At 71.7% G+C, this 20,378-nt stretch carries 17 protein-coding genes; 8 read left to right on the top strand and 9 right to left on the bottom strand.

Annotated elements, in window-relative coordinates; genetic code table 11:
* Window positions 1-22 precede the first annotated feature (22 nt).
* The 4 genes from ABZ887_RS48720 (at window position 23) to ABZ887_RS48705 (ending at window position 3,687) form a co-directional block, all read left to right on the top strand.
* The gene (locus tag ABZ887_RS48720) at window positions 23-937 is read left to right on the top strand and encodes an SDR family NAD(P)-dependent oxidoreductase (protein WP_361305739.1); all 915 of its coding nucleotides are present in this window, start codon (window positions 23-25) and stop codon (window positions 935-937) included.
* A gap of 237 nt (window positions 938-1,174) precedes the next feature.
* Window positions 1,175-2,329: an acyl-CoA dehydrogenase family protein gene (locus ABZ887_RS48715; RefSeq protein ID WP_361305737.1), complete on the top strand. Its 1,155-nt coding sequence runs from the start codon at window positions 1,175-1,177 to the stop codon at window positions 2,327-2,329.
* Window positions 2,329-3,378 carry a Zn-dependent alcohol dehydrogenase gene (locus ABZ887_RS48710; RefSeq protein WP_361305735.1) on the top strand — a complete coding sequence of 350 codons (1,050 nt, stop codon included), beginning with the start codon at window positions 2,329-2,331 and terminating at the stop codon, window positions 3,376-3,378. The genes ABZ887_RS48715 and ABZ887_RS48710 overlap by 1 nt, the downstream gene beginning before the upstream one ends.
* Window positions 3,379-3,495: 117 nt before the next feature.
* Window positions 3,496-3,687: a hypothetical protein gene (locus tag ABZ887_RS48705; RefSeq protein ID WP_361305761.1), complete on the top strand. Its 192-nt coding sequence runs from the start codon at window positions 3,496-3,498 to the stop codon at window positions 3,685-3,687.
* Between the two features lie 52 nt (window positions 3,688-3,739).
* On the opposite strand, the gene ABZ887_RS48700 is transcribed toward ABZ887_RS48705, so the two are convergent.
* Window positions 3,740-4,468, bottom strand: coding sequence for an SDR family oxidoreductase (locus ABZ887_RS48700; protein WP_361305733.1), 729 nt, complete (start codon window positions 4,466-4,468; stop codon window positions 3,740-3,742).
* Window positions 4,469-4,543: 75 nt separating this feature from the next.
* Between ABZ887_RS48700 and ABZ887_RS48695 the strand changes: the two genes are divergently transcribed.
* Together ABZ887_RS48695 and ABZ887_RS48690 are read left to right on the top strand one after the other, a co-directional pair.
* Window positions 4,544-4,921: a MerR family transcriptional regulator gene (locus tag ABZ887_RS48695; protein ID WP_184963000.1), complete on the top strand. Its 378-nt coding sequence runs from the start codon at window positions 4,544-4,546 to the stop codon at window positions 4,919-4,921.
* Window positions 4,922-5,701: 780 nt separating this feature from the next.
* Window positions 5,702-6,958 (top strand): MFS transporter, encoded by a 1,257-nt coding sequence (locus tag ABZ887_RS48690; protein WP_361305731.1) that lies wholly within the window; start codon window positions 5,702-5,704, stop codon window positions 6,956-6,958.
* Here ABZ887_RS48690 and ABZ887_RS48685 read toward each other — a convergent pair.
* Window positions 6,857-7,885 (bottom strand): helix-turn-helix domain-containing protein, encoded by a 1,029-nt coding sequence (locus tag ABZ887_RS48685; protein WP_361305729.1) that lies wholly within the window; start codon window positions 7,883-7,885, stop codon window positions 6,857-6,859. The two genes, ABZ887_RS48690 and ABZ887_RS48685, sit on opposite strands and share 102 nt — an antisense overlap.
* Before the next feature lie 71 nt (window positions 7,886-7,956).
* On the opposite strand from ABZ887_RS48685, the gene ABZ887_RS48680 reads away from it, so the two are divergent.
* Window positions 7,957-9,309 (top strand): MFS transporter, encoded by a 1,353-nt coding sequence (locus ABZ887_RS48680; RefSeq protein ID WP_361305727.1) that lies wholly within the window; start codon window positions 7,957-7,959, stop codon window positions 9,307-9,309.
* On the opposite strand, the gene ABZ887_RS48675 is transcribed toward ABZ887_RS48680, so the two are convergent.
* From ABZ887_RS48675 to ABZ887_RS48645, 7 genes are all read right to left on the bottom strand, one after another.
* The gene (locus ABZ887_RS48675) at window positions 9,306-10,835 is read right to left on the bottom strand and encodes an ATP-binding protein (RefSeq protein ID WP_361305725.1); all 1,530 of its coding nucleotides are present in this window, start codon (window positions 10,833-10,835) and stop codon (window positions 9,306-9,308) included. The genes ABZ887_RS48680 and ABZ887_RS48675 overlap by 4 nt on opposite strands.
* A 106-nt stretch (window positions 10,836-10,941) precedes the next feature.
* Entirely contained in the window at window positions 10,942-11,541 is a 600-nt protein-coding gene (locus tag ABZ887_RS48670; RefSeq protein WP_361305723.1) for a flavin reductase family protein, read from the bottom strand.
* Between the two features lie 82 nt (window positions 11,542-11,623).
* Window positions 11,624-12,436: an enoyl-CoA hydratase-related protein gene (locus ABZ887_RS48665; protein ID WP_361305721.1), complete on the bottom strand. Its 813-nt coding sequence runs from the start codon at window positions 12,434-12,436 to the stop codon at window positions 11,624-11,626.
* A complete protein-coding gene (locus tag ABZ887_RS48660; RefSeq protein WP_361305719.1) occupies window positions 12,436-14,664 on the bottom strand; it encodes an acetate--CoA ligase family protein in 2,229 nt (742 codons plus the stop codon). Before ABZ887_RS48660 ends, ABZ887_RS48665 begins: the two co-directional genes overlap by 1 nt.
* A gap of 119 nt (window positions 14,665-14,783) precedes the next feature.
* On the bottom strand, window positions 14,784-16,307 hold the full coding sequence (locus ABZ887_RS48655; RefSeq protein ID WP_361305717.1) for an FAD-dependent oxidoreductase: 1,524 nt from the start codon (window positions 16,305-16,307) through the stop codon (window positions 14,784-14,786).
* A 160-nt stretch (window positions 16,308-16,467) separates the two neighbouring features.
* The gene (locus ABZ887_RS48650; protein ID WP_361305715.1) at window positions 16,468-17,625 is read right to left on the bottom strand and encodes an NAD(P)/FAD-dependent oxidoreductase; all 1,158 of its coding nucleotides are present in this window, start codon (window positions 17,623-17,625) and stop codon (window positions 16,468-16,470) included.
* Window positions 17,626-18,011: 386 nt separating this feature from the next.
* Window positions 18,012-19,649 (bottom strand): subtype B tannase, encoded by a 1,638-nt coding sequence (locus ABZ887_RS48645; RefSeq protein ID WP_361305713.1) that lies wholly within the window; start codon window positions 19,647-19,649, stop codon window positions 18,012-18,014.
* Between the two features lie 179 nt (window positions 19,650-19,828).
* Here ABZ887_RS48645 and ABZ887_RS48640 point away from each other — a divergent pair, with 179 nt between their 5' ends.
* Window positions 19,829-20,260, top strand: coding sequence for a Zn-ribbon domain-containing OB-fold protein (locus ABZ887_RS48640; RefSeq protein WP_361305711.1), 432 nt, complete (start codon window positions 19,829-19,831; stop codon window positions 20,258-20,260).
* Window positions 20,261-20,378 lie beyond the last annotated feature (118 nt).

The raw sequence follows: 20,378 nt of genomic DNA, 5'->3' as shown, positions 1-20,378 counted from the left end.
AAACCGCGGGAAGGGGCCGGGCGTGGGGAACTTCTTGGCAGGCAAGGTCGTCGCCGTGACGGGTGCCGGGCGCGGTATCGGACGGGCGGTGGCACTGGCGGCGGCGGCCGAGGGGGCGAAGGTCGTCGTCAACGACTACGGCGTCGCCGTCGACGGCGCCTCGCCCACGAGCGAGGTCGCCGAGGCCGTCGTCAAGGAGATCGAGGCGGCGGGCGGCGACGCGGTCGCCGTCGCCGACGACATCTCCACGATGGCGGGCGGGCAGCGGGTCGTGGACACGGCACTGTCGTCGTACGGCCGTCTCGACGGGGTCGTGTGCGTGGCGGGGATCCTGCGCGAGCGGATGCTGTTCAACATGGCCGAGGAGGAGTGGGACCCGGTGGTCGCCACTCATCTGAAGGGCACGTTCACGGTGTTCCGGGCGGCGTCGGCGGTGATGCGTGCGCAACGCGCCGGCACGCTGATCGGCTTCACCAGCGGCAACCACCAGGGCTCGGTCTCGCAGGCCAACTACAGCGCGGCCAAGGGCGGGATCATCTCCCTCGTGCGGAGCGCTGCGCTGGGCCTCCACAAGTACGGGGTGACCGCCAACGCGGTGGCGCCGGTGGCCCGGACACGGATGTCGGCGGGCGTGCCGACGGAGCTGACGGAGATCGGCGAGCCGGAGGACGTGGCCGCGTTCGTGGTCTACCTGCTGTCGGACGCGGCGCGGGACGCCGGGGTCACCGGGCAGGTCTACACGGTGGCCGGGCCGAAGATCGCGGTGTGGGCCCAGCCGAGGGAGTTGCGGGCCGCGTACGCCGAAGGGGGTGCGTGGACGCCGGAGCGGATCGCGGAGGCGCTGCCGGGGAGTGTCGGCACGGACCCTATGCCGATGCTGGCGCGGCTGGCGGCGATGGAGGCGGCGGCGCGGGACGGAAGTCGGCCGAACGCCTAATGGGCAGGGGGGTGCGGTCCATGCGCGGGTGTGGCGCCGTGGTGGTTGTTCGCGCAGTTCCCCGCGCCCCTGGGTCGGCTGTCCGCGCCGGCGTTCAGAGTCCCCGCCCGTCTGGTCATCAGTCCACGCACCCTGTCGGCCCCTTTCCTTCTCCGCCGCGACGGCGCTCGGCCACGACGGCGGTGGCCGGCGGTTTCTGTACGGCCCCAATCCCGCGACGCATTTCTGGAGGTCACCGTGGAGTTCGGCTTTGCGCCGGAGGACGAGGAGTTTCGCCGGGAGGTCCGGGGCTGGCTCGGTGCGCACGTCAAAGGCGATGTGGACCGGCGCAGTTGGGAGCGCTCGCTCGGGGCCGCCGGGTGGATCGGGATCGGGTGGGCGGAGGGCGGGTACGGGAACCGGACCGCCACGCTCACCCAGCAGGTCGCCTGGGCCGAGGAGTACGCGCGGTCGGCGGCACCGCCGCGGTCCGGGCACATCGGGGAGAACCTGCTCGCCCCGACGCTCATCGCGCACGGCAGCAGTGAGCAGAAGGCGCGCTTCCTGCCGGCCGTCGCCGCCGGGGAGGAGCTCTGGTGCCAGGGGTACAGCGAGCCCGGCGCGGGGTCCGATCTGGCCGGCGTGCGGACCGTGGCCGTGCGGGAGGGGGACGGCTACCGCGTCTCCGGGCAGAAGATCTGGACGTCGCTCGCCCACGAGGCCGACTGGTGTTTCGTGCTGGCGCGGACCGAGCCGGGCTCACGACGGCATCACGGGCTGAGCTTCCTGCTGGTGCCGATGGACCAGCCGGGCCGTGTCGAGGTCCGCCCCATCCGGCAGATGACCGGCACCAGCGAGTTCAACGAGGTCTTCTTCGACGGGGCGCACGCGCGCGTGGAGCACGTCGTGGGCGGTGCGGGCAACGGGTGGCGGGTGGCCATGAGCCTGCTCGGGTTCGAGCGCGGGGTGTCCACGCTCGCCCAGCAGATCGGGTTCGCACAGGAGCTGGGGAAGGTGGTGCGGGATGCCGTACGGAGTGGGGCCGTCGACGATCCCGTCGTACGGGAGCGGCTGGTGCGGCAGTGGGCCGAGTTGCGGGTGATGCGGTGGAACGCCCTGCGGACGCTGGGGAACTCGGCCGCGGAGCCCGGCGCGCCCAGTGTGGCCAAGCTGCTGTGGGGCGGCTGGCACCAGCGGCTCGGAGAGCTCGCCGTGCTGGTGCGGGGCGCGGCCGCGAGCGTCGGCCCGGCCGGCTGGTCGGCCGCCGCGCCGTACGAACTGGACGCCGCCCAGCACCTGTTCCTCTTCTCCCGGGCCGACACCATCTACGGCGGCTCGGACCAGGTGCAGCGCACGATCATCGCCGAGCGGGTGCTCGGTCTGCCGAGGGAACCGAAGGGGGTTGAGTCGTGATGCGTGGGGTCGTGTTCGACGGGAAGCAGGTGCAGGTCGTCGATGACCTGGAGGTGCGGGAGCCGGGGCCGGGGGAGGTGCTGGTCGCGGTGTCGGCGGCAGGGCTGTGTCACAGCGATCTGTCGGTGGTGGACGGGACCATACCTTTCCCCGTTCCCGTGGTGCTCGGGCATGAGGGCGCGGGTGTGGTGGAGGCGGTCGGTGTGGGGGTCACCCATGTGGCACCGGGAGATCATGTCGCGCTGTCCACGCTCGCCAACTGCGGTGCCTGCGCCGACTGCGACCGAGGCCGGCCGACCATGTGCCGTAAGGCCATAGGCCGGCCGCAGAAGCCGTTCACACGCGGCGGTCAGGCCGTGTACCAGTTCGCGTGCAACTCGGCCTTCGCGGAACGGACGGTCGTCAGGGCCGTGCAGGCGGTACGGATCCCGAAGGACATCCCGCTGACGTCCGCCGCGCTGATCGGGTGCGGGGTGCTGACCGGTGTGGGCGCCGTACTGAACCGGGCCCGCGTCGACCGCGGTGACACCGTGCTGGTCATCGGCACCGGCGGGATCGGGCTGAACGTCATCCAGGGGGCGCGGATCGCGGGCGCGCTGCGGATCGTGGCCGTGGACGCCAACCCGGCCAAGGAGGAGGTCGCCCGGCAGTTCGGCGCGACGGACTTCCTGACCTCGACGGAGGGCGTGAAGGACCTGCTGCCGACCGGGGTGGACCACGCCTTCGAGTGCGTCGGCCGGGTCGAACTGGTCCGGCAGGCCGTCGACCTTCTCGACCGGCACGGCCAGGCCGTCCTCCTCGGTATGCCCGCCGCCACCGCCGAGGCGTCCTTCGTCGTCGCCGCCATGTTCCTCGACAAGTCCATCCTGGGGTGCCGGTACGGCTCCTCGCGCCCGCAGCACGACATCGCGCTCTACGCCGAGCTGTACCGCCAAGGGAGCCTGCTGCTGGACGAGCTGGTGACCGAGACGTACCCCGTGGAGGACTTCGAGAAGGCGCGGGCGGACGCGGAGGCGGGGCGGGTGGCGCGGGGGGTGCTGACGTTCTAGTACTCCGGCCGTAGTTGTGGATCTCGGAAGTCGAGGCGGTTCCGACGGCTGCGGCCACGCCGGATGGCATGCAGCATCCATGGGAGCGGGCCAAGTGGGACGCGGACGCGGTCCGCGATGATCCCTGTCGGCAAGTTCCGTGTTGACGTGCTGATGCGCATGGTGCCCCGACGCGGCTGGCAGCAACTGTCCGCGGGCGCCGGCGCAAAAGGCCCGCGCTACGGCGTCGTCGACACCAGGCCCGCGCCTGCCGCTACCGCCGACGCGAGGTCACAACATGAAGATCTACAACTGCAGATGGAGGATTGATCGACTGAGCTCAGAAGCGACCGCCCGAAGCCAGTGCGGTCCGAGGGGCCTCTCATGGCGCCGTCAGCGCCGCCAGGGCGCGGTCCATCGCGTCGTTGAATTCTTCCGGCGTCAGCGGCAGCCGGGACTTGACGTCCCGACTCCACTGGTCGGCGAGGACCTCGGCGGAGCCCGCCTCGACACCGTCGAGCGCCGCGTCGGCCAGGTCCGACGGCGCGATCTTGGCCACGGGCCAGCCCGCGGCCATGTCGGTGTCGGCCAGGCCGAGGTGCACCGCTGTCACGAGCGTGCCCTGCTCGGCGAGTTCCAGGCGGACGCCGTTGGTCATGGCCCAGGCGGCGGCCTTGGTCAGGTGGTAGGCATTGGCGCCCTTGCCCCCGAACCATGACATGGCGGAGAGGACGTTGACGATCGCGCCCCCGCCGTTCCTGGCGAGCGCCGGCGCGAACTCCCGGATCATTCCCAGGTGGCCGAACATGTTGGTCTCCAGCTCGTGCCGTACCGCGTCCAGCGAACCGGTCACCAGGTCGGTCCCCGTCTGGATCCCCGCGTTGTTGATGAGCAGCGAGACGTCCGGGGCGGCCTCGGCGGCGGCCCTCACAGATGCGGGATCGGCGATGTCGAGGGGCAGCACGTCGACCCCGGGCAGGTCCACGGTCTCCGGCCGGCGAGCCGTCGCGTAGACCTTGCGGGCGCCCCGTTCGAGCAGGCGCTGGGCGAAGGCGCGGCCCAGACCGCGATTGGCTCCGGTGACAAGGGCGACGGAGTTGTTGATGTCCATGCCCGGTACGCTAAAACCTGACGTTGACGTCAGAGGCAAGTGCCGGCCGTCAGGACCGGGGCGAGAGGAATCACCATGACCGTCACGGAGGCTGCGGCCGAGCGGCTGGTCCGCATCGGCGAGGTGGCACGGGACGCCGGCGTCTCGGTACGCGCCGTGCGCTACTACGAGCAGCAGGGGCTGCTCATCGCGGAGCGCAGCCCGTCCGGCCAGCGCCTCTACCGGCAGGACACCGTCACCCTGGTGCGCTTCTTCCAGCAGATGTTCGCCGCCGGTCTGACCAGCCGAAGGATCGCGGAACTCCTTCCATGCTGGGACACCGGGCACACCGACGCCGAGCAACGAGCCATGCTGCGCGCCGAGCGCGACCGCATCCAGGCCAAGGTCGACGACCTGCAGGCCGCCCTGGACCGCCTCGACGAGGTCATCGCGATCACGGACACGCACCCGTAGGCGCGGTCGGTCGGATGGTTCGTGGTTTGGCCGGTGATGCCCGGCCCGGGGATGCACCGCCCTCGACGGGCTCTTCCGTTTGTGCAATCAGGTGAGCGGGGATTCTGCGGAGGCCTGTCGGTTTCCCTTGGAGTCCGGTTTTGTGGCGGCCTTGGCCACGGCGCGCTCGATTGTCAGCTCAACCCACGAAGCCGGAGCGTCAACATGCATGTGACTGATCCGCGAAACCCCAACCCGATGAGATGACGTGGATCGGAAGCAATCGCAGGGAACTTCCGCCCCGTGGCAGCCTCTTCGCGACGGCACTGCACGGCACGAGGAGGAACGCCATGGAATGTGAGCCGGCAGGACGCGGTGGTGGTTCTGACCAATCCGCGCTGCTGGGAACGGCTCTCGCGGCAGTCCTGACCCTGATGGCCGGTCCAGACCGGCATGGCACATTTTTGGCACCCTTCTCATTGCGGCCTGGACTGCCTCGGAGGGGAAGTCACGGACTACGTTCTTCCTTGGGTATGGCTGGTCGCCTCAGCTGTCGCCTATATCCTCTCCAGGTGGTACGCCAAGAGGTCTTGGGCGGACGGGGACGATCAGATCCCGACGAATTCCCGGCAGGTTCTCCCCGCGCAACACCGTGAGCCCCGGTCGTCACAGACCGCGCCATCGGCTGAGTTATGAACTCACGTGCAGCGCAAAGCCATTTCGGCGAGTGGACGGCATGCGGTTGTGCGTTGGCTGGGGAAATCCCTCGGTGTTGTCGGCGCACCCCCCTACCGTCGTCCCATGACCTATCGTGACGTCGCGTCCAGGAAGGTCCTGATCTGGGCCTGCACCGCCGTGGGGGCCCGAATGCCGGTCGCCATGGCGCCGTTGGCGCTGGTGTTCCTGGTGCGTGAGCGGGCCGGTGGTTATTCGCTGGGGGCGATGATCGCGGCGGTTTACGTGGTCGCCGAGATCGTGGGTGCGCCCGTGCTCGGGATGCGACTGCGGCCCGCGCGTGCCCGGGTGCAGCTGACCGTCGGTCTGGTGGCCGGAGCCGCCGGATTCGCTGGGCTCGGCACTTTCCCGGACACACAGCCCGCCGTCCTTGCCGTGTTCGCGTTCGTGGCCGGTGCGGCGCCGGCCGCCGCCACTGGGGCCCTGCGCACCCTGCTCACCACGATGGTCCCGGAGCGTGCCGTCGCGCAGGCGCTGTCCGTCGAGACGATGGTGACGGCCGCCGTGTGGGCGGTCTCCCCGGCCGCGGTGGCCGGGCTGGCCCTGGGCGTCGCCCCCGGCGCCCCGCTGCGTTTGGCCGCCGCCCTCATGGCCGCATCGCCGGCCGGTCTGTGGCTCCTGCCGTCCGCGCGGGCCGCGGACGAGCGGGCGGACCTGCCCCTCTCGCGGGTCCTGGCCGGTGCCTGGCCGGTGTACGTCACGGGCGCGGCCAGCCTGACCCTGCTCGGGCTGTCCGAACTCGTGCTGCCCGCGCTGCTCGAACAGCGCGGGATCGGCGTCGGCTGGTCGGGTCCGCTGCTGACCGGGATGGCGGTGGGCGGCGGCCTCGGCGCGTTCCTGCACGGCCTGCGGGCCTGGCCCGGACGGCTGCGCACCCACAGCGTGGTGCTGATGGCCGGTACGGCGGGCTGTGTGACGCTCGCCGCGCTGATACCGCGCACGGCCGGGATCGCGCTCGCGCTGGTCGCGGGCGGCATGCTGCAGTCCGCCGCGATGCTCACCCGCAACCTGTCGCTGCGCGAGGCACTCCCGCCGCGCGCCCATGCCGCCGGTTACTCGGTCATGTACGCGGCCGCGGGCGCCGGTTACGCGGCGACCGGCTCCCTCGCCGGTGCGTTGCTGCGCGTGGTGGCGCCGTCCACGGCCGTGCTGGCCGGGGTGGGTGTGACCCTGCTGCTGAGTGCGATCGGCTGGTGGGGCGAGGTGACGTGGGCCGGGAGGTCAGCGCGGGGTGCCGACCTCACCGCGGCCCCGGGTTTCGCCGGCGCCGGTGCGGAAGGTACGGCGATAGGCGGTCGGGGTGACGCCGAGTGCCGTCTGTAGGTGCTGGCGCATCGACTGGGCGGTGCCGAAGCCGGCGTCCCGGGCCACCTGGTCGACGGAGAGGTCGGTGGACTCCAGGAGGTGGCGGGCGCGTTCGACGCGCTGCTGGGTGAGCCACTGGCCGGGGCTGACGCCGGTCTCCTCGCGGAAACGGCGCGTGAAGGTCCGTACCGACATGGCCTCCTGCTCGGCCATGTCGCGCAGCTGGACGGGCTCGTGGAGGCGGCCCAGGGCCCAGGCGCGGGCCGCGGTGGTGGTGGCGACCTGGGGGTCGGGGACCGGGCGGTGGATGTACTGGGCCTGGCCGCCGTCCCGGTGCGGAGGGACGACCGTACGGCGGGCCACCTCGTTGGCGACGGCCGTGCCGTGGTCGCGGCGGACCATGTGCAGGCACAGGTCGATGCCGGCGGCCACCCCGGCGGAGGTGAGGATGTCGCCGTCGTCGATGAAGAGGACGTCCGGGTCCACCCGCAACTGCGGGAACAGGCGCTGGAGATGGTCCGCCTCGGCCCAGTGCGTGGTCGCGGGGCGGCCGTCCAGGTAGCCGGCGGCGGCCAGGACGTAGACGCCGGTGCAGATGGAGGCGAGCCGGGTGCCGGGGCGGATGTGGGCGAGGGCGGCGGCCAGCTCGGGGGTCAGGACGCCCTGCTCGAAGACCGGGCCCAGCTCGTACGAGGCCGGGATGACCACGGTGTCGGCGGTGGCCAGCGTCTCCGGGCCGTTGGGCACGTGGATCGCGAAGTCGGCGTCGGTCTCGACCGGCCCGGGCGGGCGGACCGAACAGGTCACGACCTCGTAGAGATGGCGGCCCCGGGCGTCCTTGGGGCGGCCGAAGATGCGGTGCGGGATGCCCAGCTCGAAGGGGAGCAGGCCGTCCAGGGCGAGGACGACGACGCGGTGCGGGCGGAAGCCGGGGTCACTGCTCATGGCCCGATCCTAGCGAATACTGTCCTCCGGGCCACTCGATGGCGCGAGGCGGTTGGCCGGATATTTATGGCGTGACCCAGACAAGCGAAGCCGCAGCCGCCCCCGCCGAGGACTCGAAGGGCTCGAAGGGCTCGAAGCCGATCCGCTCGCCGCGCATCCACCGTGCCTGGTTCGTCGCCGCCGTCACCTTCGTCACGATCATCGGCGCGGCCGCCTTCCGCTCCCTGCCCGGCCTGCTCATCGACCCCCTGCACGCGGAGTTCGGCTGGTCGCGCGGCACGATCGGCGCGGCCGTCTCCGTCAACCTCGCGCTGTACGGGCTCACCGCGCCCTTCGCCGCCGCGCTGATGGACCGCTTCGGCATACGCCGGGTGGTGGCCGTCGCCCTGACCGTCATCGCCCTCGGCTCGGGCCTGACCGTGTGGATGACGGCGGCCTGGCAGCTGATGCTCTGCTGGGGCCTGCTGGTCGGGCTCGGCTCCGGCTCGATGGCCCTCGCCTTCGCCGCCACGGTCACCAACCGCTGGTTCACCACCCGGCGCGGCCTGGTCAGCGGCATCCTCACCGCCGCCTCCGCCTCGGGCCAGCTGATCTTCCTCCCGCTGCTCTCCTGGATGGTGGAGACCTACGACTGGCGCCCGGCCGCCGTCACCGTCGCCCTCGCCGCCCTCGCGGTCGTCCCCTTCGTCTGGCTGCTGCTGCGCGACCACCCGGCCGACGTGGGCCAGAAGCCGTACGGCGCGACCGAGTTCGTACCGAAGCCGGCACCGGTCACCGGGGCCGCCCGACGCACCCTCTCGGTCCTGTCCTCCGCCGTGCGCACCGGGCCGTTCTGGCTGCTCGCCGGCACCTTCGCGATCTGCGGGGCCTCCACCAACGGCCTGGTCCAGACCCACTTCGTGCCCGCCGCCCACGACCACGGGCTGCCCGTCACCACGGCGGCCTCGCTGCTCGCGGTCATCGGCGTCTTCGACGTCGTCGGCACGATCGCCTCCGGCTGGTTCACCGACCGCTTCGAAGCGCGCCGCCTGCTCGCCGTCTACTACGCCCTGCGCGGCATCTCCCTGCTCTTCCTGCCGATGCTCCTCGGCCCGTCGGTTCACCCCTCGATGATCTTCTTCATCGTCTTCTACGGCCTCGACTGGGTCGCCACCGTCCCGCCCACCCTGGCCCTGTGCCGGGAGCGGTACGGCGACGACAGCGCCATCGTCTTCGGCTGGGTCCTCGCCTCCCACCAGATCGGCGCGGCCCTCGTCGCCTACCTCGGCGGCGTCGCCCGCGACGTCTTCGGCACCTACGACATGGTCTGGTACGCCTCCGGCACCCTGTGCGCGGCGGCGGCCCTGATGGCCCTGCTGATCCGGCGACGGCCGGTGCCCGCGGCAGGGGAATTCGGCGCGGTGAGCGGGGCCGTGCCGGCCTAGGGGAGAACCCCCGTCGGCACGGAGCGGCCGTACAGCTCGTCCAGGCCGATCAACAGCACTCCACCCCGAGCCGCCTCGGTTCGCAGGGCGTCGCTGAAACCCGCCGCACTGAAGCAGGCCAAGGCGCAGTGCGAGGTGTCCATGCCGCGCCCGGCGAGCAGTTCCCGGGCACGCGCGAGGCGTTCGAGGTGGTTCACTCCCATGACAGTGCCCCACTTCGCCTCGCCGAGCAGGGCGACCGACGGACGGTTCCCCCCGGACCCCTGCTCGACGACGGCCACGTCGACCTGGAGCTGCCGGCGTTCCTTCGGATCGGTCACGATGCCGCTGCCCACCTCGCCCAGCGAGGTACTGAGCAGGGTCCGCCCGGGCCCCAGGACGTACTCACGGCACATCGCCTCGAAGTGCGGACCGGCCACCTGCGCCGCGAAGCGCTGTCCTGCCTGGGCCCACACCTCGGTGGCCTGGCCTCCTTCCAGCCGGGTCCAGGCCGGCCGCATGACGGCTTCGTAGAAGTTGATCAGCGGCTCGGTGATGCGGTACTGGGATTTTCCGGCCCGGAAGACATCGGCTTCCCGCGCCAGGAGATGGCTGTCCTCCAGGACGTTGAGCGGATGCGAGATGTCGACCGACTTGCGGCCGATGTAGCCCGCGATGCCGCCGCGCGTGGTGTTTCCCTGTGCCACGGCGGCCAGCACCGAGTGATAGAGCGCCGTGTCCCGGATGTCCGCTTCCTCGGCGAGCAGATACCGGGCCTCCCGGAAGAGCGGGCTGAACGGCGACAGGACCGTGCGGCAGATCCATTCGTCGAAACCGTCCAGATCGGCGGGAACGTCGTCCGCCAGGAACTGACGGCGATACGCGGGGGTGCCGCCGAGCACCGCGTGCAGTCGGGCGGCGAGCGCGGGATCGGCGGTGACACCCCAGAAGTCCGCTGCCGCCCGGTACCCGAAGGGCCGGACCACGAGTTCGAGCTGAGCCCGTCCGCGCAGCGGCGCACTGCTGGCCAGCAGCCCGCCCATGACGGACATCGCCGACCCGCACAGGAGCAGCCGCATGCGGCTCTCCGCCACCTGGTCCCGGTCGATCGCGCGCTGGATCAGGGAGGGCAGTTCCGGAGCCGCCCGCACCAGGTACGGGAACTCGTCGATGACCACGAGGAACGGGGCGTCCGCCGCCGGGCCGCCCGGCGCCCGGGCGCCCGGGGCCGCGAGGCCGAAGAGGTAGGACACCGCGTCGTCCCAGGTGGCGAAGGAGAAGGGCACAGGAGAACCCACGTGCTCGGCCAGCGCGGCGCTGAACTGCCGCAGGGACTCGGTCTCGGTGGCGTCGGTGGCTCCGAAGTAGAACCCGCCGCACTGCTCGACGAGCGCCCGTAGCAGGTACGTCTTCCCCATGCGCCGTCTGCCGCTGAGCACCCCGAGTGCGGCATGCGGCAGCGGGCGGGCGACGAACGTGGTGAGGGCGTCCCATTCGGGGCCCCGGTCGAAGACGCGGGACGGCTTGGCCGGCCTGGGCTGCTGCATGGGAGTACCTTCCGGCACGGTACTTAGGAGTGTACTTCTAAGGAGTGTAGTCCTAAGTGGTGCGCCGGGGCGTCGGGACAGGCTGCCGGCGGAGTACGCCCGATCGCTAGAGGAACCGCCCCCGGTGGAACAGCAGCGGTGCCCGGTCCGGGTCGTCGCCCGTGCCCAGTGCGTCGACCCGGCCGACCACGATCAGATGGTCGCCGCCCGTGTGCACCGCGTGGACCGTGCAGTCGATCCAGGCGGCGGCGCCCGCCAGCCGGGGGGAGCCGGAGGCCGGGGCCGCGTCGTGCGGGACGCCGGCGAACTTGTCCGCGCCGCTCACCGCGAAGGCGCGGCACAGCTCGCCCTGGCCCGCGCCGAGGACGTTGACGCAGAAGACGCCGGCGCGGGCGATCCGCGGCCAGGTGGCCGACGTACGGCCGACCATGAAGCAGACCAGGGGCGGGTCGAGGGAGAGGGAGGAGAAGGACTGGCAGGCGAAACCGGCGGGGGAGGACTCGCCCTCGGCGGCCGGTGCGGTGATCACGGTGACCCCGGTCGCGAAGGTGCCGAGCACGCGCCGGAACTCGGTCGGGTCGACCGGCACCCGCTCGTCCGCGCGTACGCACCGCAACTCCGGGCGCGGCAGCGCCTCCACGGGTCCCGCCGCGGGGACCGACCTCAGATAGCGGACGGCGGCCGCGGCCGCCCCTGCGTGTCCCATCACCCCTTCATTGAAAGTGACGGGGTGTCAGATGGGAAGGGGCGGGGGCCCGGTATCGGCGTCAGCGGTCCTGGGATTTCGCTTATCGGCCCTGGAAACCGGGGCTTCTGCGCTCCGCGAAGGCCCGTATGCCCTCCTGGGCGTCCCGGGTCGTCATGTTGATCTCCTGGGCGGCCGCCTCGGCGGCGAAGGCGGCCGCCCGGTCGGTGTCCAGGGACGCGTTGACCAGCTGCTTGGTGAGGGCGAGGGCACGGGTGGGGCCGGCGGCCAGGCGGGCGGCCCAGTCGCGGGCCGTCTTGGGCAGGTCCGCGTCCGGGACGACCCGGTTGACCAGGCCGAGGCGTTCGGCCTCCGGCGCGGAGAGGGCGTCGCCGAAGAACATCAGCTCCTTCGCGCGGTGCGGGCCGATCAGGCGGGGGAGCAGGTAGGCGCCGCCGCCGTCGGGGACCAGGCCGCGCCGGACGAACACCTCGATGAACCGGGCCGATTCGGCGGCCAGGACCAGGTCGCAGGCGAGCGCGAGGTGCACGCCGAGACCGGCGGCGGTGCCGTTGACCGCCGCGATCACCGGCTTCTCGCAGTCGAGGACGGCGGCGACGAGGCGCTGGGCGCCGAGGCGGATGGTGCGGGCCACGTCCCCCGGCACCCGCTCGGCCGTCGTGCCGGAGGTGCCGTCGGCCGTACCGCTGCCGCCGCCGCGGAGGTCCGCGCCCGCGCAGAAGCCGCGGCCGGTGCCCGTGACGACCACCGCGCCGACCCCCGGGTCCGCGGAGGCCTCGCCGAGGAGGTGGATGACGTGGTCCCGCTGGTCGGGGGTGAGGGCGTTGAGGGCGTCGGGGCGGTCGAGGGTGAGGTGGGCGACCCGCTCCGCCGTCACGTACCGGACGGTGTCCATCAGCGGCACACCGCCAGCGCGTCCAGCGCCACCGCGCCCTGGCCCTGCTCCAGCACCATCAGCGGGTTGATGTCGAGCTCGGCGAGCTGGCCGCCGAGTTCCAGGGCCATCCGCTCCACGCGCAGGACCACTTCGACGAGCGCGTCCAGGTCGGCCGGCGGCCGCCCCCGGACCCCGTCCAGCAGGGCCCGCCCGCGCAGCTCCGCGAGCATGTCCCGGGCCTGGTCCTCACCGAACGGCGGCACGCGTACGGCGGTGTCCCGAAGGACCTCGACCAGGACCCCGCCGAGCCCCACGGTCACCGTCGGGCCGAAGAGGTCGTCGTGGGTGACGCCGACGACCATCTCCACGCCCCGCTCCACCATCTGGCAGACGAGTACGCCGTCCAGGGCGACCCCCTCGTAACGCGCGATGTCGGTCAGGTCGCGGTAGGCGTCCCGGACCTGGCTGGCCGAGGTCAGGCCGATCTTCACCAGGCCCAGCTCCGTCTTGTGGGCGATCTGGCCGCCGGACGCCTTCATCACCACCGGGTAGCCGACCAGCCCGGCCGCGCGCACGGCCGCCGCCGCGCTGGTCACCAGCTGCTCGCGCGGCACCCGGATGCCGTACGCCCGCAGCAGCTGCTTCGCCGCGTGCTCGCTCAGCTGCTGTCCCGGCCGCATCAGCGCGAGCGCCTTGCGGTAGGAGGGCGAGGGGGTGCGCGGGGCCTCGTCGAAGGGGGAGCGGTAGGCGCTCGTGAAGCGGTGGTGGTCGAGGTAGGCGCGGACCGCGGTGAGGCAGTTGCCGACCGTGCGGAAGGTGGCCACCCGGGAGGAGCCGAGCAGGACCTCGCGGTAGGCGGCCTCGGTGCCGACCGGCGAGCCCCACACCACGCACACCAGCTTGTCGGTCGCCTCGGCCGCGTCCACCAGGTCCTGGACGAGCCTGTCGCTGAGCGGCGGGAAGGGGCCGGTGATCGGGCAGATCAGCACCCCGACCTCCGGATCGGCCAGGATCGAGTCGATGATCTTCCGGCCGCGCCAGTCGCCCACCGGGTGCCCGCCGTTGTCGACCGGGTTGGCCACGCTCAGGTACTCCGGTATCCACTGGTGCAGCTCGGCCTGCCGGGCCTCCGACAGCACCGGCAGCCGCAGCCCCAGGCCGGCGGCCAGGTCGGCGGCGTGCGCGCCGGTGCCGCCCGAGATCGAGTAGACGACCACCCCGTCGGCGCGCGGCGCCCGCGCCCGGGCCAGCAGGGCGGCGGTGTCCTGGAGTTCGTCGAGGCCGTCGACGCGGATCACCCCGTACTGCCGCAGCGCCGCGTCGACCACGTCGTCCGCGCCGGTCAGCTTGCCGGTGTGGGAGGCGGCGGTGCGGGCGCCGGCCTCGGTGCGGCCGACCTTCACGGCGACCACCGGCACCCCGCGGCGGGCCGCGCGGTCGGCGGCCAGCAGGAAGGCGCGGCCGTCCTTGAGGCCCTCGACGTAGCAGGCGATGGCGCCGACCTCGGGCCGCTCGGCGAAGTAGGAGATGAAGTCGGCGGTCTCCAGGTCGGCCTCGTTGCCGGTCGGCGCCCAGTGCGAGAGGCGGATGCCGAGTTCCTGCGCGGCGAAGACCGGCCTGCCCTGGTGGCCGGACTGGGTGATCAGGGCGATCGCCGGGCCGTCCAGGTCGTCGCGGAAGCGTTCGAAGGCGTTCAGGTTGGTGTTCGGGCCGAGCAGCCGGAGCCCGGACCGCCGTACGGCCGCCGCGAGCCGGGTCTGGGCCGCCGCGCCCTCCTCGCCGGTCTCCGCGAACCCGGAGGCGAAGGCGACCGCGAACTTCACCTTGGCCTCGGCCAGTTCCTCGATCACCGGCAGCGGGTCGGCGACCAGCAGGACGGCGAGGTCGACCTGCTCGGGCAGGTCGGCCACGGAGGGCACGCAGGCGATGCCGAACACCGACGGCCGGGTCGGATGCACCGGGTGCACCCGGGCCCCGACCCGCCCGGCCCAGTCGAGCAGCTGCCGGGTGATGCCGGTGTTGGGCCGCCCCTCGGCGTCCGAGGCGCCGATCACGGCGACGGACTCGGGGCGGAAGAACCTGTCCAGATCCGGTACGTCCGCGTACAGCGGCCGTCCGCTGACGTCCAGCTCCTCCGTGTCGGCCGCGCGGCCGTGGACGGCCGGCCCGGGACGCTGCTCACCGCAGGCGATGACCCGGGCCCGGCGGGAGTCGGTGGTGAGGGTGCCGTGGGTTGATCCAAGCATCGTTCCGCCCGCTCCTGTGTGGACAGCACAATTAACTGACGCAGTGTCAGATTACTGAACTGACACTGCGTCAGGAACTGGTCTGCACGCAAAGTTGAGCGACGAAACAGCTCTTCTTCTCAGCCGAGGGCGGCCAGCACCTCCTTCGCCACCCGCTCGCCCGACCGCACCGCCCCGTCCATGAACCCGGTCCAGAACGTCGACGTCTCCGTCCCGGCCCAGTGGATGCCGCCCGCCGGCGCGCGCAGCGCGGCCCCGTACCCGGTCAGCACCCCGGGCGGCGCGAAGGCCACCGGGCCGCCCCGCGAGAAGCCCTCATTGTCCCAGCGCTGCAGCACGAAGGAGGAGGGAGATTTGGCCTTGTCGCCGAAGTAGTTGACGTAGTCGGCCAGGACGGCCGTCTTCACGTCGGCCTCGCTCGCCGCGTCGTACGCCCGCATCTCGTCGGCCTCGATGAAGCCCATCAGGGCGCCGTAGGAGCCGTCCGGCGGGGAGTTGTCGAAGGTCGAGCGGACCACGCCGGAGTCGCTGACCGCCTGGCCGTTGAGGCCGTCGGCCCGCCAGAACGGGGTGTCGTAGACGGCGATGGCCTTGCCGATCGAGCCCATCGGCATCCGCTGGGTGAGCTGGTCGCGGGCGGCCGGCAGGAGCGGGTCGTAGGTGATGCGGGCGGCCAGTGGGGGCGGCAGGGCGACGACCACCCGGGTGGCGTTGACCGTGATGCCGTCGGCCGTGACGACGTACGCGCTGCCGGACTTGACGACGGAGCGCACCGGCGCGCTCAGTACCACCCGGTCGCCGAGGGTCGCGGCGAGCTTGATCGGGACCTGTTGGGAGCCGCCGACGAAGCGGGACTCCTGGGCGCCGCCCGCGGTGTCGGTGAGGCGTTCCAGGGTGCCGGCGTGGGACTCGTCGCCGGCCGCGGCGATGTAGTAGAGGACGTAGAGCAGGGAGAGTTCGCGGGGCTGGGCCGAGAAGATCGACGTGCAGGCCAGGTCCAGCAGGAACTTGGCGGACGGGATGACCGCGTTGGCGTTCAGCCAGCTCTCGAAGGTCTGCTTGTCCCACTCGGCGGCCTTGGCGGCCGTCCAGGGCGCGTCCACCGGGACCTGCGCGGCCATGCTGTCCAGCTCCGACTGCACGATCGCCGCGTTGGCGAGGCCGGCCGCGTCCACCGGCGGTACCGAGCCGAGCAGGCCGCTGGTGTCGTACGGGGTGCGCTTGCCGTCCTTGTAGAGGAGGTTGTTCCCCGTGTTGTAGGTGGTGAAGGTGGCCACGCCCAGGGAGTCGGCGAGGGCCTTGATGCGGTTCTGGGTGGGGCCGATGAACTCGCCGCCGCCCTCGGTGAAGCCGCCGTTGGCCAGCTTCAGGTTCACCACCCGGCCGCCGACCCGGTCCCGGGCCTCCAGGACGGCGACCGTCCTGCCGCCGGCCACCAGGTCGCGGGCCGCGGTGAGCCCGGCGATGCCGCCGCCGACGATCGCGACGTCGACGGTCCGGGAACTCGCCGCGGCGGCCGTGCCGGCGGTGACCGCGGTGAGGCCGACGGCCCCGGCGGCGGCCCCGCCGAGCAGGGAGCGGCGGGAGAGCCGGGAGGAGGTCCCGGGGGAGGTCCGGGGGGTGAGCTGTCTTTCACGTGCCACGTGCGTCCTCCGTGCTGAGCGAGAGGGTGGAGCCGGAAAGTTGAGCAGGGCTCACATTCTGAACTCGCGCACGGGTGCAGGGCTACCGCCGGTAACAAACAACTGCCGTCGCATCGGTCACATGCGTAACAGGGCTTGTACGTAAGAAAGTTGAGGCTTTCTACGCCACCCGCCGACGCTTGGCGACCGCCCTCGCGATCTTCTCCGCGTCGATCGCCATCTCGCGGATGTTGCCGCTGATGGGGTTGGTGTAGCCGGTGAAGTAGAGGCCGGGGGCGTTCTTCGGGGTGCGGCCGCCGTGGGTGACGGGGCGGCCGCGGTCGTCGAGGACGTCGAGGTGGCCGACCAGGCCCTCCAGGGCGCGGACGTACCCGGTCGCGGCGATCACCGCGTCGGGGGAGATGAGGGTGCCGTCGGCGAGGAGGACCTTGCCGTCCTCGAATCCGTCGACCGCGGCCACGATCTCCACCTTCCCCTGCCGCACCGCGTCGATGAGGCCGACGTCCAGGATCGGGATCGCGCCCTGCTTCACCCGGCTGTAGAGGCCGCTGACGGGGCGGGGCAGGCCGTGCGCGGCCAGGTCGGGCACGCTGACCTTGGCCATCGTGCGGGCCAGCCGGTCCACGAGGGCCGTCGGCAGCCGTCGTACCAGGATGGAGTTGTACTGGGCCGCCCAGCCGGCGGCGGAGCGGCGCACGATGTGCGGGACCGTGCGGACCGCCAGCCGCACCCGCCCGGCGCCGCCCTCGGTCAGGTCGACGGCGATCTCGGCGCCGGTGTTGCCGGGGCCGACGACGAGGACGTCCCGGCCGGCGAACGGCTCGGCGTTGCGGTACGCGCCGGCGTGCAGGAACTCGCCGCCGAAGCCGTCCCGGCCCGGCCAGTCGGGGATGCGCGGGGTGTGGTTGAAGCCGGTGGCGACCACCACCGCGGAACCGGTCAGCTCCCGCCCGCCGGAGGCGTGCAGCAGCCAGCCCTCGCCGTCGGGGGAGCGTTCCACCCGGGAGACCTCGACGCCGGTGACGATCTCCAGTTCGTGGTGCTCGGCGTACTTCTCCAGATAGCGCACCACGTCGGCGCGGGAGACCCAGCGGCCGAAGCGGCGCGGCATGGGCAGCCCGGGGAGCGCGGACAGGCGCCGGGTGGTGTGGAGGTGGAGACGGTCGTAGTGGCGGCGCCAGGACGCGCCGACGTCGTCGGACTTCTCCAGGATCACGGCACGGATGCCCCGGGCCCGCAGCGCGTACGCGACGGCGAGACCTCCGGGGCCGGCGCCGATGACGTAGACGGGCGTAACGGTGGGGGAGAACACGGCCATGAGCGCGAGCGTAATCACGCCTCACGTTGTTGGGTCTCGGTCAAGACCGGAATTGGTTGCGGATTGATCACACCCGTAGGAGAAGTGCGTGGGACTTGTGACGTAGCCCACCTCATCTGCCGGGAAACCGGCCGGAAACCGGTACGGAATCCGGCTGGAAACCGGTACCGAAACCGGCCCGGAAAGCGAAAGGCCCGTGACGTCGGGCCCCGGTGCGCTGGGGCCCGACGTCACGGGTGGGCGGTGTCCTTAGACAGACGGGAAAAAGGACACCGCGTTCGGGGAGGCTATCGCGGCTTCGAGAGCCCCATCACGATTGTGAGAGCTTCTTGCTTACGCGGGGACCTGTCGGTTCCGCGGGGGCCTGTTCGTTCCGCGGCAACCCCTCAATTCCGCTTGCCCTTCTTGCCCTTGCCGTAGCTCGTCACCGTGGCGATCCAGGTGATGAAGTCACCCGGGTCGGTGTTGGCGCCATGGCCCTCGTCCCAGTAGTAGAGGTGGTTGACGTCGTCACCGAGGTTGTCCAGGCGGGCCGCCAGGTTCGCGGAGATGACGTGCGAGGTGTCGGAGTCGCTGGTGCCGAGGCGGATCCACCAGTGCTTGGAGCGGCGGTCGTTGACCTTCTCCACCAGGTGGAACATCGGGTTCATCAGGTTCAGCTTCTCGGGGATGTCGGCGGCGACCCGCTTGGTGCTGAGTCCGGTGGAGTCATTCTTCGCGCCGTACGCCGTGAAGTGGCGGGTTTCGGTGGTACCCGCTCCGAATTCATTGTTCTCGCCGGCCGACAGGTCGAAGGCGTCGAAGGCCGGGGTGTCCTTCTTGCGGGCGCCGACGTGGGTGAGGAAGTCGTCCCAGGCGAAGGTGGCCTTGCCGCCGGACCAGGTGATGAAGGTGTTCTTCGCCAGGTACGTCTCGCGGTCCGAGTCGGAGAGCGCGGCGAGGTACTTGGTGGCCGACGGCTGGAGGTACTGCTCGACCAGGTAGTCGTCGTAGTTGCGGGCGGTCAGCGGGCCGAAGCCGTCCAGGCCGCGCAGCTTCAGGCCCGCCTGGTACTCGGCGAACTGGGCCTTGAGGTCCTTGGAGACGGACTGGTCGACCTGCTTGCCGGTGGAGAGGTCGTTGGCACCCCAGTTCCACTCGTAGGCGCCGTCGGCGTGCTCCAGGTCGGTGATCGGGCACCAGGCGCCGACCGCGAAGATCGCGTCGGAGGCGTCGGCCGCGCCGAGCTCCTTGAGGTACTTGTCGTAGATCGGGCTGTCGCCGGACGCGCCGAGCAGCGAGGAGAGGGCGCCGCCCGCGCTGGTGCCTGCAGAAACGATTCGCTCGACATTGCCGGGGATCAGGCCCTTGTTCGCCCTGATGTACCGGACGGCGGCCTTGAGGTCGACGATCGCGGCGGGGGCGGTGCCGTAGTACTCGCCGTCGGAGTTCTTGAGGGTACGGCCGCGGGCGCCGGGCTCGATCACGACGTACCCGGCGGCCAGCGCGAGCAGCTGGTTGCTGGAGGTGGCGCCGCCGGTGGCGTTGGTGTTGCTGTTGGCGTTGGACGTCGTGCCGGTGGAGGAGCTGGGCGCCGCACCGCTCGGGGCCGCACCGCTCGGCGGCGCGCCGCCCGCCGCGGAACCGCCGGCGCCGACCTCGGTGGCGTCGGCCACGGAGGCGGGCATGTAGCCGCCGATCGAGTTGGCGAGCAGGATCGGGGCGTTCGTCGGGTCGACCGCGGTGCCGTCGATCTCCACCGGGGCGCTGACGATCAGGGACTGGTAGGTGGCGTCCACCGGGTTGGCGACGTAGGTGATCGCCTTCCAGAAGTGGTATGTCACATTGTGCTCGGTGCCCTCGGTGTCCGTGACCGTCGTCGTCAGCTTCGAGTAGCCGTCCACGTCGAACTTCAGGGAGTCCGAGGACGAGGAGGAGCTGCTCGACGCCTGCGCGCTGAGAGCGATACCGCCGACTGCCGCGACACCGGCCGTGGCGCCGATCCCCAGGACCACGGTCCTGCGCTTCACTGCCCTGTGCTTCACCTTGCTGCTCCTCGTATCCGGGCTCCTTGGCCTTGCGGCTGCGAACGTAATCTCGGCTCGACAAAATCGTCAACAATTCGCCGGAATCTCATGGGGGACCCACAGGGCCATGGGAAATGCACAGGTTTTCCGCAACCGGCTCTAGGCTGCGCTTCAGGTTCTGACGTAACGTCAGATTCATGGATGCGACGAATTCCGACGGGATACGCGCACAGTCCCCGCGCTACGACCGCCCCGAGCCGGACGCCTTCACCCGCCCCTACTGGGAGGCGGCGGCCGACGGCCGGCTGTTGCTCCGCCGCTGCGGCTCCTGCGGCCGGGCCCACCACTACCCCCGGGAGTTCTGCCCGCACTGCTGGAGCGAGGACGTCACCTGGGAGCGGGCGACCGGCCGCGCGACGCTGTACACGTGGTCCGTCGTCCACCGTAACGACCTCCCGCCGTTCGGCGACCGTGTCCCGTACGTGGCCGCCGTGGTCGACCTCGCGGAGGGCCCGCGCATGATGACGGAACTGGTGACCGCGGACCCGGAGACCCTGCGCGCCGGACTGGAACTGGAGGTCGCCTTCCGGGAGGGGGCACCGGTGTTCCGCCCGGCGCCGGCGCACTGAGTCCGGCCGGGCGCCGCAAAGGAACCGTTCCTAGAGACTGAGCGGGAGTGAGTCCTGTTGCCAGAACTCATGCTCAGCCGGACGCCCCGAACGGTGTTGGGTGTCCTGGTCGACCGCG

Origin of the sequence: Streptomyces sp. NPDC047061, assembly GCF_040643955.1 — a bacterium.
In the GTDB taxonomy this organism is placed as follows: Bacteria; Actinomycetota; Actinomycetes; order Streptomycetales; family Streptomycetaceae; genus Streptomyces.
The sequence above is the reverse complement of the archived record's forward strand: the minus strand, read 5'-3'. Positions and strand labels throughout refer to the sequence as shown.